This is a genomic window from Klenkia sesuvii (genome assembly GCF_037083825.1).
Lineage (GTDB): Bacteria > Actinomycetota > Actinomycetes > Mycobacteriales > Geodermatophilaceae > Klenkia > Klenkia sesuvii.
The window spans coordinates 12,775-26,830 of the sequence record NZ_JBAPLU010000022.1 but is presented as its reverse complement, the minus strand read 5'-3'; the positions used below and the strand labels follow the sequence as shown (position 1 = coordinate 26,830).

12 protein-coding genes are annotated in these 14,056 nt (G+C 75.3%); 7 read left to right on the top strand and 5 right to left on the bottom strand.

From position 1 onward, the window contains the following. Positions 1 to 27 precede the first annotated feature (27 nt). Genes TEK04_RS17675 through TEK04_RS17665 form a run of 3 tightly spaced genes read left to right on the top strand, consistent with a single transcriptional unit; the run spans position 28 to position 3,415 of the window. A complete protein-coding gene (locus TEK04_RS17675; protein ID WP_336405673.1) occupies positions 28 to 1,332 on the top strand; it encodes an NAD(P)/FAD-dependent oxidoreductase in 1,305 nt (434 codons plus the stop codon). Next, positions 1,329 to 2,135 carry a DUF1365 domain-containing protein gene (locus TEK04_RS17670; protein WP_336405672.1) on the top strand — a complete coding sequence of 269 codons (807 nt, stop codon included), beginning with the start codon at positions 1,329 to 1,331 and terminating at the stop codon, positions 2,133 to 2,135. Before TEK04_RS17675 ends, TEK04_RS17670 begins: the two co-directional genes overlap by 4 nt. Further along, positions 2,132 to 3,415 carry a class I SAM-dependent methyltransferase gene (locus TEK04_RS17665; RefSeq protein ID WP_336405671.1) on the top strand — a complete coding sequence of 428 codons (1,284 nt, stop codon included), beginning with the start codon at positions 2,132 to 2,134 and terminating at the stop codon, positions 3,413 to 3,415. The genes TEK04_RS17670 and TEK04_RS17665 overlap by 4 nt, the downstream gene beginning before the upstream one ends. A 113-nt stretch (positions 3,416 to 3,528) precedes the next feature. Here the strand turns inward: TEK04_RS17665 and TEK04_RS17660 are convergent, their stop codons facing one another. Beyond that, entirely contained in the window at positions 3,529 to 4,098 is a 570-nt protein-coding gene (locus tag TEK04_RS17660; protein WP_336405670.1) for a hypothetical protein, read from the bottom strand. Further along, positions 4,095 to 4,595 (bottom strand): pyruvoyl-dependent arginine decarboxylase, encoded by a 501-nt coding sequence (locus TEK04_RS17655; RefSeq protein ID WP_336405669.1) that lies wholly within the window; start codon positions 4,593 to 4,595, stop codon positions 4,095 to 4,097. Before TEK04_RS17655 ends, TEK04_RS17660 begins: the two co-directional genes overlap by 4 nt. Positions 4,596 to 4,918: 323 nt before the next feature. Here TEK04_RS17655 and TEK04_RS17650 point away from each other — a divergent pair, with 323 nt between their 5' ends. Then, the gene (locus TEK04_RS17650) at positions 4,919 to 5,974 is read left to right on the top strand and encodes a hypothetical protein (RefSeq protein ID WP_336405668.1); all 1,056 of its coding nucleotides are present in this window, start codon (positions 4,919 to 4,921) and stop codon (positions 5,972 to 5,974) included. 99 nt (positions 5,975 to 6,073) lie between these two features. Continuing rightward, entirely contained in the window at positions 6,074 to 7,246 is a 1,173-nt protein-coding gene (locus TEK04_RS17645) for a hypothetical protein (protein WP_336405667.1), read from the top strand. Positions 7,247 to 7,387: 141 nt separating this feature from the next. On the opposite strand, the gene TEK04_RS17640 is transcribed toward TEK04_RS17645, so the two are convergent. The 3 genes from TEK04_RS17640 to TEK04_RS17630 all read right to left on the bottom strand — a co-directional run bounded on the left by TEK04_RS17640 (position 7,388) and on the right by TEK04_RS17630 (position 10,188). Further along, positions 7,388 to 8,344, bottom strand: coding sequence for a hypothetical protein (locus TEK04_RS17640; protein WP_336405666.1), 957 nt, complete (start codon positions 8,342 to 8,344; stop codon positions 7,388 to 7,390). A 162-nt stretch (positions 8,345 to 8,506) separates the two neighbouring features. After that, positions 8,507 to 9,541 (bottom strand): 1-aminocyclopropane-1-carboxylate deaminase, encoded by a 1,035-nt coding sequence (locus tag TEK04_RS17635; protein ID WP_336405665.1) that lies wholly within the window; start codon positions 9,539 to 9,541, stop codon positions 8,507 to 8,509. Next, positions 9,538 to 10,188, bottom strand: a complete 651-nt coding sequence (locus tag TEK04_RS17630; RefSeq protein ID WP_336405664.1) for a GntR family transcriptional regulator — start codon at positions 10,186 to 10,188, stop codon at positions 9,538 to 9,540. Before TEK04_RS17630 ends, TEK04_RS17635 begins: the two co-directional genes overlap by 4 nt. A gap of 163 nt (positions 10,189 to 10,351) precedes the next feature. Here TEK04_RS17630 and TEK04_RS17625 point away from each other — a divergent pair, with 163 nt between their 5' ends. Continuing rightward, entirely contained in the window at positions 10,352 to 11,554 is a 1,203-nt protein-coding gene (locus tag TEK04_RS17625; protein WP_336405663.1) for a hypothetical protein, read from the top strand. Positions 11,555 to 11,690: 136 nt separating this feature from the next. Next, complete coding sequence (locus TEK04_RS17620; protein WP_336405662.1) at positions 11,691 to 13,985, top strand: beta strand repeat-containing protein; 2,295 nt, start codon at positions 11,691 to 11,693, stop codon at positions 13,983 to 13,985. Positions 13,986 to 14,056: the final 71 nt, after the last annotated feature.

Below are 14,056 nucleotides of genomic sequence, written 5' to 3'. Positions count from 1 at the left end.
GGCGCCCCGACTGCCGAGGAGAAGAAGATGTCCGCCGTGCGCAACCGACCGACCGCCGCCGTCGTGGGATCCGGGGTCTCCGGGCTGACCGCCGCGCACCTGCTGCAGCGCACCCACGACGTCACCCTGTTCGAGACCGACAGCCGGCTGGGCGGGCACGCGCACACCCACGACGTGGAGACCCCGGACCACCGGGTCATCCCGATCGACACCGGGTTCATCGTGCACAACGAGCGCACCTACCCGAACCTGCTCAAGCTCTTCGCCGAGCTCGGGGTGGCCACCCAGCCGACCGAGATGAGCATGTCGATCGTCTGCGAGGGCTGCGGGCTGGAGTACGCCGGTGCCCGCGGGCTGCCCGGGGTCTTCGTCCAGCGCAAGCAGCTGGCCAACCCGGCCTACCTGCGGATGCTCGTCGAGGTGAAGAAGTTCCACCGCCAGGCCCAGCGGCTGGTGGACCTCGCCGGGGGCGACCAGCGGGGCGGCGGCAGCACCGAGTTCGACGGGCTGACCCTCGGGGCGTTCCTGACCCTGGGCGGGTACTCGGAGTACTTCGTCCGGCACTTCATGGTGCCGGTCGTGTCGTGCGTGTGGTCCTCGGGCACCGGCACGTCGTTGCAGTACCCGGCGCTCTACCTGTTCCGGTTCCTGGCCAACCACGGGATGCTCTCGGTCACCGGTTCCCCCCAGTGGCGCACCGTCACCGGCGGCTCCCGCGCCTACGTCGAGAAGGCGGCCAAGGGGCTGTCGGCGGTGCAGACCGCGACCGGCATCCGGTCGCTGACCCGGCACGTCGACGGCGTCGAGCTGGTCGACGTCGACGGCGAGCGGCACGCCGCGGACGTCGTCGTGGTGGCCACCCACCCCGACCAGGCGCTGGCGCTGCTGGCCGACCCGACCGACGACGAGCGCGCCGTCCTGGGTGCCTTCACGTACTCGCGCAACGAGACGCTGCTGCACACCGACGCCTCGATCATGCCGACGGCCGCCCAGGCCAGGGCGTCCTGGAACTACCGCATGCCCGGTTGCTCGACCGACACCTCCGCCGTCCAGGTGACGTACTGGATGAACAAGCTGCACGCGGTCGACGAGCCGGTCGACTACCTGGTGTCGCTCAACGCCACCGACCGCATCGAGCCGGCGACCGTGCTGCGCCGGATGGTCTACGACCACCCGGAGTACACCCCGGCCTCGGTCGCCGCCCAGCGCCGGCTGCCGGCCCTCAACACCGGGCGCACGGCCTTCGCCGGGGCCTACCACGGCTGGGGGTTCCACGAGGACGGCTGCGCCTCCGGCGTCCGCGCGGCCGAGTCCCTCGGCAGCGGGTGGTGACCGCGGCGGACGTCGTCGACTGGACGCCGACGACGCTGCCGGCGCTCTACGACGTCCGGGTCGGGCACCGCCGCACGCACCCGCTGCACAACGCGTTCGAGTACGGCGGCTACCTGTGGCTGGTCGACCTCGACGACCTGCCCCGGCTGCCGGGGGGGCTGCAGTGGGCGGCCCGGTTCGACGCCGCCGACCACCTGGGTGACCCGACGTCCTCCATCAAGGAGAACGTCGTGCGGTTCGCCGCGCTGCACGGCGTGGACGACGTCGCCCGGGTCGTGATGATGGCCAACGCCCGCAGCGGGCCGCACGTGTTCAACCCGCTGTCGACGCACTGGTGCTACCGGGCCGACGGCTCGTTGGCCTGCTTGGTCGCCGAGGTGCACAACACCTACGGCGAGCGGCACGCCTACCTGCTGCACCCCGACGAGGCCGGCCGGGCGGAGGCGGTCAAGGACTTCTACGTCTCGCCGTTCAACACCGTCGACGGCCGGTACCTCATGCGGTTCTCCGCACCCGGTGCGCAGCTGCACGTGACGATGGCCCTGCAGGTCGACGGGCGCACCCCGTTCGTGGCCACCCTCCGCGGCCGGGCGCGCCCGGCGACCACGGGGGCCGTCGTCCGTACGATCTCGCGCTGGCCGCTGATGAGCCTGTGGGTGGCCGCCCTCATCCGGTGGCAGGGCATCCGGTTGTGGGCACGCAGGTTGCCGGTGGTGCCCCGCACACCGCACGATCCACCAGCCGGGGTCGTTGCGAACGCTCCCCGGCAGCAGTTCACGGACACGATCGAGGGCAGGTCATGACCACGGTGCACCACAACCCCAGCCGGTCGGAGGACGCCCGCTTCCCCGTGCCGCGCCCCGACGAGGCGCACTGGCCCGGTCTGGCCACGCCCCCGCACGACCCGTTCCGGGCGCGCATCGCCGAGGGCCTGTTCCGCCGCGCGGTGGCCGGCCTCGCCGTCCGGGTGACCTACCCCGACGGCACGGTCATCGGCGCCGGCGGTGCCGACGCCCCGGTCATGCAGCTGGTCCGGCCGGCCAACGTGTTCCACCGGCTGGGCGCCGACGCCAAGATCGGCTTCGGCGAGGCCTACATGACCGGCGACTGGACGACGGGGCCGGGCACCGACCTGGCCGAGCTGCTCACGGTGTTCGCCGCGCAGATGTCGCGCCTGGTGCACCCGCTGCTGCAGCGCCTGCGGCACGTCGTCGAGCGCACCCAGCCGGTCGGCGAGGAGAACACCAAGGAGAACAGCCGGCACAACATCAGCCGGCACTACGACCTGTCCAACCAGCTGTTCGAGGCCTTCCTCGACGAGACGATGAGCTACTCCTCGGCCTGGTTCGAACCGGGTGACTCCCTCGAGGACGCCCAGCTGCGCAAGGTCGACGGCGTGCTCGACCTCGCGCGGGTGCGCGAGGGCATGCACGTGCTGGAGATCGGCTCCGGCTGGGGCGCGCTGGCGATCCGGGCGGCGCAGCGCGGGGCGCGGGTGACCACCCTGACGCTGTCGTCGGAGCAGCAGGCCCTGGCGCGGGTGCGGGCGGCCGAGGCGGGTGTCGACCACCTGGTCGACGTCCAGCTCTGCGACTACCGCGACGCCCGCGGCCAGTACGACGCCGTGGTCTCGGTGGAGATGATCGAGGCGGTCGGCGAGAAGTTCTGGGCCACCTACTTCACGTCGCTGGACACCTTGCTGGCGCCGGGCGGACGGGTCGGCCTGCAGTCGATCACCATGCCGCACGACCGCATGATGGCCACCCGGCGCAGCTACACCTGGATCCACAAGTACGTGTTCCCGGGCGGCATCATCCCCTCGATCCGCTCCATCGAGGACAACCTGGCCGGGCACACCGCCCTGTCGGTGGTCGAGCGGCGCGACCTGGGCCCGCACTACGCGCACACGCTGCGGTTGTGGCGCGAGCGGTTCCTGGACGCCTGGCCCTCGCTGTCCGGGGACTTCGACGGCACCTTCCGGGCGGTGTGGGAGTTCTACCTGGCCTACTGCGAGGCCGGGTTCCGCTCGGGCTACCTCGGCGTCAGCCAGCTCGGCCTGGCCCGCAACCCCTTCCCCGCGTAGTCCCCTCGCCGTCTCCCCGTCTCGCCGCCTCGCCGTCCGGGCGTGGTGGCTGCGCACTCCTGCCGGGGAGTGCGCAGCGACCAGGCCGAGACGCGTGGCCGGGGGCCGCGGGGTCAGGCCGCGACGGCGGGGGTGGTGGCCTTGGGGCCGTGGCACTCGACGGAGTAGTAGGTCTGCACGTCCTGGGGCTGCATGCTGATCTCGCAGGCCGCGCTCATCGACCGCTCGATGCCCCGGCTGAGGTGGCGCACCGTGTCGTTGTGCGCGCAGATGTCGAAGGCGACGACACCGCGGGCGGCCACCATGCGGTCGATGATCGGCTGCAGCGTGGCGCGGAAGACCCGCCCCCGCTGCGCCCGCGGGTCGGTCAGCGTGAAGCCCAGGTAGAAGATCGCGTCGCGCGCCGCGTGCTCGGGGTGCCGGGCGGCGAAGTAGGCGGGCTCGATCCACGGCACCGACGAGAGGTCGCCGGTGAACGTGGTGAGCCCGACCGCCGTCCCGTCGTCGTCGAAGGCGACGTACTTGTCGATGCGCTCGTCGGCCATCTCCTCGGCGAACTCCACGGGCGAGAGCACGTGCCGCGCGGCGGCGAGCACGCGCAGCGGCTCGAAGGCGTCGGCGTAGAGGGCGTAGAAGCCGTCGACCAGCTCGGCGGGGACCGTCTGCAGCCGCTCGACCCTCATCGGGCGAACCCCCAGCCGGCGGTCTCGTAGGCCGCGACGACCAGCGCGCAGACCGGCTCCTCGGTGCAGGTCACGCCGGTGCGCACCTGCTGCGCGGGACCGAACTCCTCGGGCCGGCCGGCGACGAGGTCGGCCAGGCTCAGGTCGATGAGCTTGGTGACGATCTCCTCGGAGTCGCCCTCGTGCTCGACGAACAGACCGCCCGCGCCGTCGACGCGCTGCACCCAGCCGACGCCGGCCCACGCCTGCTCGCCCGGCACGGAGGCCCGCTGCTCGGCGTAGACGCAGTAGAGCCGGTCGCCCCACGCCCCGGCCGGGACCGGCGTGGCGCCCGTCGTGTCGACGGCGGTGTGCGGCGGGACCACCGACGAGAGCCGGACGAGGTTGAAGTTCGCCACGCCCGCGTCGCGCAGGGCGGCGTCGAACGCCGAGAGCTCCGTGCTGCCGGAACCGGTGCCGGTGACCACCGGGATGGTCGGGGACTGCCGCTGGTTCATGACGCTCCGTACTGGCTCGTGCCGCTGCGGACCCCCGGGCGGGGTGCTGGCTGCTCCTGCGGTGACCGAACGTAGCGAGACCTCGGGTTCTCGCCCAGAGCTGCCCCCGATGGTGTGAACGCCGTCCGCCGTCCGGGTCGGCCACGCGACGCGGACGGCGGCGGCGCGCCCACGGACGAGCGGGACGTGCATCACCCCGCCCCCCTGACGGAACGTGACCGTTCGGTTCACCCCATCGGGCGACGCCGGAGCGCTGGCCAGAACCGCCCGGTGTCGTTGTACTGAGAGTCAATGTTTCGTCACTCAGGGTGGAGGTGGACGCCATGGCCGCAGCAGGCCGCCGTGTCCGCCTGCGCCGCTGGGCCGGCCGCGCCGTCACCGTGGCGGGCCTCGGCGCCGGGGTGTGGCTGACCGGCCAGGCCGCCGCCCAGGCCGACGAACCGACCCCCGCGCCCGACCTGCTGTCCGCCGTCACCGCTCCGGTCACCGCCGTGGTCGGCGCCCCCGTCGTGGACCAGGTGGTCACCCCGGTGACCACGGCCGCGGCTGACGTGGTGCAGCCGGTGGCCGCCGCGGTCGCCCCGGTGGTGCAGCCGGTGACCGTCGCCGTCCCCCCGGTGGTGCAGCCGGTCGCCGGCACGGCCGCCCCGGTGGTGGGCCAGGTGGCCGCGCCGCCCGCGGACGTCGTCGCGCCGGTCATCGCCCCGGTCGTCGCCCCGGTGGTCCAGGCCGCCGTCCCCGTGGTGCTGGCCACCGTCCAGCCCGTGCAGGACGCCGTCTCCCCGGTCGCCGAGGGCCTCGCACCGGTCGTCGGGGCGGTGGCCCCGGTCGCCGAGGCACTCGCGCCCGCCGTCGATGCCCTGGCCCCCGTGGTCGGTGCCCTGTCCCCCGTCGTCGACGCCGTGGCCCCCGTGGTCGGTGTCCTGGCCCCGGTCGTCGACGCGCTGTCGCCGGTGACCGGGCCGGTGGTGGGTCCGCTGCGGCCCGCGCTCGGCCTGGTGGTGCACCCGTCGCTCCCCGCACCCGGGGTGCCGGTGGCGGTGGCCCCGCTCGTCGGCACCGTGCCGGACGTGCTCCTTCGCGCCGCGGACGCCTCGACCGCCCCCGGCTCCGCGACGATGGCCGTCGTCCGGGCAGGTGCGGAGGCGCCGCAGACGCCCCCGGTGCCGTCGGACGGGCCGGCGCCCACCACCCCCGCCGTCCCCGGCGCCCTGCCCACCGGCGGGACCGCGGGCGGCGCGCCCCAGCACGACCAGTCCGCCGGCGACCTCGCGGCCGCGGCCCCCGTCCTCGGCACCGCAGGGTCCCTCGCGGCTGCCGACACCGCCCGTGACGCCACGGGCGGCCCTGCGTTCGACCTCTCCTCCTCGCCCGACTGAGCAGCCCGCCCTCGGCACCGCGCCGAGGCCCGGCTCGACCCGGCCCACGTGGCCGGCTCCCCTCATTCGGTACTCCTCGAGGAGGAACCCTCCATAAACGTGTGGTTGAAGCGCGGCCTGCAGACGGCGCTGCTCACCGGTGGCCTGCTGGCCGTCGGCAGCGGCATCGCCTCCGCCGACGACGGCATCGACGTGACCGTCCCGGTCACCGTCAGCGACAACGCGATCGCCCTGCTCGGCGACGCGGGGGCGAGCGCCGCCCCCGCACCCGCCGCGGACCTGACGGTCGACGCGGGCGCGATCACCCTCTCGGTCCCCATCACCGTCGGCGGCAACGCGGTCGGCGTGCTCGGGGACGCCGGGACGACGGCCGCCCCTGCCGCCGTCCCGGCCCCGGCTCCGGCTCCCGCCGACGTGCCGGACGGCGTCCCCACCGCTGACGTCGGCGGTGTCGACCTGGCCGTCCCGGTGACGGTCACCGGGAACGCGGTCGGCGTCCTGGGTGACGCCACGACCCAGGGCAGCGCCCCCGGCTCCGCGGGCGGGTCCACCGGGGCACCGTCCGACGGCGGCATCGACGTCGACGTCCCCGTGACCGTCTGCGGCAACGGCGTCGGCGTCCTCGGCGACGCGGCCGGCACCTGCTCCCAGCCGGCCCCGGCCGACGACGCGGACGGCGGCGGCCTCGACGTCGACGTGCCGGTCCTCGTCGGCGGCAACGGGGTCGGGGCCGTCGGCGGCACCGGCACCGGCTCCACCACCGGTGGGACCGGCGGCAGCGGCACCGGCGGGAGCGGGGGCGGCATCGACGTCGACGTGCCCGTCACCGCCTGCGGCAACGGCGTCGGCGTCCTCGGCGACGCGGCCGGCACCTGCACCCAGCCGGCCGGCGCCGGCACCACCCCGGACACCGGTGGTGGCCTGGACGTCGACGTCCCGGTGACCGTCTGCGGCAACGGCGTCGGTCTGCTGGGCTCGGCCGCGGTCGACTGCGGGACGACCACCCCGCCGGCCACCCCGGGTGACCCGGTCGAGCCGGAGACCCCCGGGACGCCGGAGACGCCCGGGACGCCGGGGACCCCGGATCGCGACCACCCGCAGGGCATCACCCCGGTGACCCTGCAGGGCGCTCCCGTGCCCACCGGCGCCTCGGTCGGGGACGGTTCGCTGGCCTACACCGGCACCGAGCTCGGCACCGCCCTGCTGGCCGGGCTGCTCGCCCTGGTGTCGGGCCTCGGCCTGCTGTCGGCGGCTCGCCGGTCCACCCGGTAGGTCACCACGCCCCGGCCCGGCCGTCCTCGCGACGGTCGGGCCGTCGGCGTGCCCCCATGTTCCACGTGGATCCGCCACCGTCGTGGCGTGCTGGCTGCGCAGCCGGGGTGGGGAGTGCGAAGCCACCATGCCCGGTTCCGGTCAGGCCGCCCGCCACCCGCCGTGATCGAGGCGGGCATGGAAGGCCGCAGCGACGTCGGCGCGACAGACGTCGGGCTCCGCGTGGCCGCGACGGTGCCCGATGCGCATGATCAACCACCCCTCGGCGGCCGCTGCTGCGTCCCGCCGGATGTCGGCCTCCCGTCTGTCGGGGGCGCCGTGGAAGGCGGCACCGTCGAGCTCGACGCCCAACCGCACCTCGCGCCACCTGCCCCCGACCAGCACCCGCCGCCAGCCGCCGTCCAGGTGCACGGTGCCGATCCTGGTCTCCACCGCGATCTGCTGCTCGACCGGCGGCAGGCCCGGGATGTCGAGCAGGTGCTGCAACCCCCAGATCTCGAACTCGCTCTGGCACCCGCCCTCCACGAGGTCCAGCAGCACGCAGAGGTCGGCCCGACCCGGCAGCCTCGGACGACGGAGGAGTTCGCTGCGCAGCTGGCGCATCGTGACCATCCGCCGTCGCACCGCACCGATGACCGCGGCGCGCGCGAGCTCGACGTCACGCGGCCCGGCTCCCCGGACGTGCGCATGACCCCAGGCCTCCACCACCGACCGGGCCGGCATCGTCACCCGCAACCCGTCCCGCTCGCCCCACTCGGTGACCTCGACCCGGTGCGGCCGCAGCCACTCGGGCACCGGCGCGACGTTGCGGCGGCGGCCGACGGCGACGTGCACCAGTGCACCGGGGGAGGCGACGACGTCCCACAGCGCGAGCGCCGACCGGCCGCTGAGGTGCCCGCCGCTCCACTGCTCGGCCGCACGCGCCCGGCCGGTCCACGTCCCGACGGCGTCGGGCAGCGCCAGCACCCCGGGCAACGGACGGAGCAGTCGCCCCGTCGCCACCCACCTGCTCACGCTGCTCGGGTGGGCGTCGCGGACGACGTCGGCGGAGGGCCGCACACCGCCGGGGCCCAGGAGCCGGCGCAGATCGGTGGTCATGCCGAGACCGTGCCGCCGCCGGGCCGGCCGCGGGGGCGATCCGGCGCATCTGTGGACGACGCACCCGCCTGTGGACACGGTCTCGGCGTGGTGGCTGCGCAGTCCTCGACCAGACCGCGCAGCCACCATGCCCAGACGCGCAGAACAAGCGCGCGGGCGGCGTCAGCTGAAGAGCGCGCTGTACCCGTTCAGGGCGGGCTGGCCGCCGAGGTGGGCGTACAGCACCGTCGCGTCGCGGGCGATCTCGCCCGAGCGCACCAGCTCGATGGTCGCGGCCATCGACTTCCCCTCGTAGACGGGGTCGGTGACCATGCCCTCGGTGCGGGCGGCGGTCTCCATCGCGCGCAGGGTGGTGTCGTCGGGGATGCCGTAGGTGCCGGCGTGGAAGCGCTCGTCGAGCTCCACGTCCTCCAGCGTCAGCTCGCGCTGCAGCCCGATGGCCGCCGCCGTGCGCTGGGCGATGCGCAGCACCTGGTCGCGGGTCTCGGCGGGCTTGGCCGAGGCGTCGACGCCGAGCACGCGCCGGGGCCGCCCGCCGTCCTCCTCGAGCTTGGCGAACCCGGCCACCATGCCGGCCTGGGTCGAGCCGGTCACGGAGCACACCACGACGGTGTCGAAGAAGACGCCGAGCGCCTCCTCCTGCTCGGCGACCTCGTAGGCCCAGCCGGCGAAGCCGTGGCCGCCGAGCGGGTGGTCCGACGCCCCGGCGGGGATGGCGTAGGGCTTGCCGCCGCGCGCCTCGATCTCGGCGAGCGCGGACTCCCACGACTCCTTGAACCCGATGCCGAACCCGGCCTTGACCAGCCGGACGTCGGCGCCGGCCAGCCGGCTGATGAGGATGTTGCCGACCTTGTCGTAGACCGCGTCGGGCCACTCGACCCAGCTCTCCTGCACCAGCACGCACTTCAGGCCGAGGTGGGCGGCGACCGCGGCGACCTGGCGGGTGTGGTTGCTCTGCACGCCACCGATCGAGACGAGCGTGTCGCAGCCCTGGGCGAGCGCGTCGGCGACGAGGTACTCCAGCTTGCGGGTCTTGTTGCCGCCGTAGGCGATGCCGGAGTTGCAGTCCTCGCGCTTGGCCCAGACCGCGGCGCCGCCGAGGTGGTCGGTGAGGCGGTCGAGCCGGTGCACGGGCGAGGGTCCGAAGAGCAGGTTCGTGCGGGGGAAGTCGGCGAGCGCGGTCGGGGCGGTGGTCATGGGTTCTCCTCGGTCAGCTCGGACAGCAGCGCCGTCCAGATCTCGGTGGTGGTGGCGACGGCGGCCTCGACGTCCCCGGACGAGCAGGCGGTGATCAGCTGGTCGTGCAGGGCGACGGAGTCCGCGGCGTGCGCGGCGGCGAACCGCAGCCGCTCGAGCCGGCGGACCAGCGGCGCGAACCGGTCGACGGTGGCCCGCACCGCCCCGTTCCCGGCCCGGTCGACCAGCACGTCGTGCAGCTCGTCGTCGCAGGCCAGCGCGGTGTCGACGTCACCGGCCGCCACCGCGGCGGCGAACCGGGTGTTCGCGGCGCGCATCGCCGCGACGTCGGCGTCGGTCACCTGCGGCACGGCCGTGCGGACGGCGAGCTCGTGCATCGCCCGGACGACGACGGCCGCGTCCCGCACCACCGCGGGCACCAGCGGCGTCACCCGGGTGTGGCTCTGCGGCTTGGACTCGACCAGGCCCTCGTCGGCCAACCGGGCCAGCGCACTGCGCACGGGAGCCACCGACAGACCCAGGCGACCGGCGAGCGCGGCGTCCTTGACCACGGCGCCGGGTGGCAGGTCGCCACTGACGATGGCCTCGCGCAGCACCGCCAGGGCCTGGTCGCGCAGCAGCACCCGAGGCGTCGTCACGACTGACATCTAACATTTCAATGCGGCGGGTGTCGAGAAGGCCAGGTGTTCGTGTCGATCACCCACGGCGGTTCATGCCGACGGCGCGTCGAGCAGAACTGGACGTTACCGGTGAGTAATGTGCAGTTCCGAGTGGCGGAGACCCCCTCCCCCGCGCCTACCGTCGGCTGCGATGGCGATCACACGGGGGTGCGAGAGCGATCAGCCGGCTGAGCGCCGCTGGTCGTGGACCCGCCGTGTCCTCACCACTCTCGGTCTGGGCCTCGGCGCCAGTGCCGCGCTCGTCCTCGGGGCAGGCGCAGCCTCCGCCGACGACGGCCAGTCGGGCGTCCTCGGCCAGGTCGTCGCGGGCGTCGGCGACACCGCCGGGGACCTGCTCGATCCCGTCGGCGATGCGGTGGGTGCGCCAGCGGTGGACGACGTCGTGGCACCCGTGGTCGATGCGGTCGAGCCGGTGACGGCACCGGTGGCTGACGCAGCCGAGCCGCTGGTCGAGCCGGTGACCCACGCCGTCGAGCACGCCGCCGCACCGGTGGCCGAGGCCGTGGCCCCCGTGGCCGAGGCCGCCGCACCGGTGGCCGAGGCCGCCGCACCGGTGGCCGAGGTCGTGGCCCCGGTGGCCGAGGTCGTGGCCCCGGTGGCCGAGGCCGTGGCCCCGGTGGCCGAGGCCGTGGCCCCGGTGGCCGAGGCCGTGGCCCCGGTGGTCGAGGGCGCGGTCGCACCGGTCGCCGCGGTCGCCGCTCCCGTCGTCGACGACGTGGTCGTACCGGTCGTGACCGACGTCGTGCAGCCCGTCGTGACCGACCTCGTGGAGCCGGTGGTGACCGGCGTCGTGGAGCCGGTGGTGACCGGCGTCGTCGTCCCGGTCGTCGAGGACGTCGTCACCCCCACGGTCGACCGTGTCGTCGCCCCGGTCGTCGACGCCGTCCGCCCCGTGGTCGACGACGTCGCGCTTCCCGCCACCCCCCGGCCCGTCCCGGCCGAGTCGACCACCCGGGCCGTCGCACCCACCGCCCCGGCCGCCACGCCCACCCCGCAGGTCACCACCCCGCAGACCGCCACCTCGCAGGCCGCTGGACCGCGGGCAACCGAGCAGGTCGGCGCACCCACGGGCACCGACGTGGGCGCGACGGACACCGACGCACCGGCCGCTCCGGCCGCCCCGTTCGGCGTCCCGCTGCCGGCCGTGCCCGGCGCGCCGGCCGGCCAGGGCGGGTCCGCGGCGGGCATCGGCAGCCCCGGGCCCTCCCTCGTCGCCGACGCCACCTCGGCGGCCGGCCTCCAGCTCCCGGCCACGGCCGGCTCCCCGGCCACCGCGCCGGTGGCCCTGCTCGTCGACGGCACCGTCGTCGAGCCCTCGTTCTCCCCCGACTGACCTCCCGCGCGGCCAGGCTCCGGTGTCCACCAGGACCCGACCCGGTCGTGATCCGTCCGCACGAACGCACCCGGCCACCGACGGCCGGTTGCGACCTCACGGACACCGCGCAGCAGCGCGGACGGAAGGACAGATCGTGAACCGACACATCCGCAACGGGTTGACCGTCGCGACCATGACCGGCGGGATGTTCCTGCTCGGCCAGGCAGTCGCCAGCGCCGACGACGACACCCACCCGCTCTCCCCCGTCACCGACACGGTCACCTCGGTGGTCACCGGCGGCGAGGCCACCGCGAACTCCGGCAACGACGTCGACTCCGGGGACGCCACGGCCACCTCGCACGACGACGCCCCGGGCACCGGCGGCGACGCCTCCGCCCAGGGAGGCGACGCCACGAACAGCGGTGCGGCCACCGCCGGCGACGGCGGCACCGCGACGAACAACGGGTCGACCGGGGGCAACCAGGCCACCGCCGAGGCCCCGCAGCAGGAGCAGCCCGCAACCGTCAGCAGCACCGGTGGCCAGCAGGGCGGCGGGGACTCCACCGCGACCGCCGCCGGTTCCTCCGGTGACGTCCACCAGGGCGCCAGCGGCGGCCAGGGTGGCTCGGTCACGGGGTCGAACAACCCGACCGGCGGCTCCCCGGCCGGCGGCGACGCCTCCGGCACCGGCGGTGCGAACGACTCGGTGACCGGGGCCGGCACCGGCAACGTCACCGGGTCGACCGCCGGCGCCCACGGCGGCTCGGCCGACGGCGGCGCGTCGTCCCGGGGCGAGTCCGCCCAGGGTCACGGCGGCGGCTCGGACGGTGACGGCGTCGACAGCACCGCCACCGGCGGCGACGGCACCGCGACCTCCGGCAACGACGTCACCTCCGGCGCGGCCACCGCCACCTCCGACGACGACGCCTCGGGTCAGGGCGGCGACGCCTCGGCCACCGGCGGCGACGCCACCAACCGCGGCGACGCCACCGCCGGGGAGGGCGGGTCGGCCACCAACAACGGGAGCACCGGCGGCAACGAGTCCCACGCCTACGCCCTCTCGCTGTTCGGCGACTCGAACGCCTCGTCCGACGCCTCCTCCGGCGACGTCCACCAGCACGCCACCGGCGGGGACGGCGGCAGCGTCGAGCACTCCAACAACCCGGCGGGTGGCTCGCCGCAGGGCGGGGACGCCTCGGGCAGCGGCGGGGCCAACCACTCCGCCACCGGGTCGAACTCCGGCAACGCCACCGGGTCGGGTGCGCACGCCTCCGGCGGTGACGCCACCGGCTCCGCGCAGTCCGCCGCCGGCTACGGGCAGCACGCCGCCGACGGGACCGGTTCGGTCGCCACCGGTGGCGACGGGACGGCGAACTCCGGCAACGACGTCGACTCCGGGCAGGCCACGGCCACCTCCGGCAACGACGCCTCGGGCACCGGCGGGGACGCCTCGGCCACCGGCGGCGACGCCACCAACACCGGTGCGGCCACGGCCGGGGACGCCGGCAGCGCGACCAACAACGGCAGCACCGGGGGCAACCGCTCCTACTCGTTCTCCATCGCGGTGTTCGGCGACTCCGACGCGAGCTCCGACGCCTCCTCCGGCGACCTCCACCAGGACGCCACCGGCGGGGACGGCGGCAGCGTCGAGCACTCCAACAACCCGACGGGTGGCTCGCCGCACGGCGGGGACGCCTCGGGCACGGGGGGCCACAACTCCTCGGCCACCGGCGCGAACAGCGGCAACGCCACCGGGTCGTCCGCCGACGCCCAGGGTGGGGACGCCACCGGCACCGCCAGCTCGCACCCCCGCGGGTGGGACAGCTGGGAGGCGCTCGGCGGCGGCGGTGCCCACGACTGGTTCACCGGCAGCTGGACGTCCGGTGGTGACACCTCCAGCACCGTGACCGGGGGCGACGCCACGGCGGACGCCGGCAGCGACGTCGACTCCGGCAGCGCGACCGCCACCTCCGAGGACGACGCCTCCGGTCGGGGCGGCGACGCCTCGGCCACCGGTGGCGACGCCAGGAACAGCGGCGACGCCACCGGGGGCACCGCGGGGGACGCCACGAACAACGGCAGCAGCGGCGGCAACGACGCCGACGCCCGCAGCGACGCCGACCAGGGCACCGGTTCGGGCACCGTGCACAGCTGGGGCCACGGTGGGTGGAGCTCCGACGCCGGCGACGGCACCGCCACCGCGGACGGCTCCTCCGGCAGCGTCCACCAGGACGCCACCGGTGGGCAGGGCGGCAGCGTCGAGCACAGCAACGACCCGACCGGCGGGTCCCCGCAGGGTGGGGACGCCTCCGGCACCGGCGGCAGCAACCACTCCGCCACCGGTGCGAACTCGGGCAACCTGACCGGCTCGCAGGCCGACGCCGAGGGCGGCTCCGCCCACGGCTCGGCCACGAGCTGGCTCGTCGAGCTGGTCGGGTCGCACCGCTGACCTGCTGACCAGCCACGCCGGCCGGGGCCCGTCACGGGGCGGGCCCCGGCCTCCGGCGTGCGCTGGGCTAG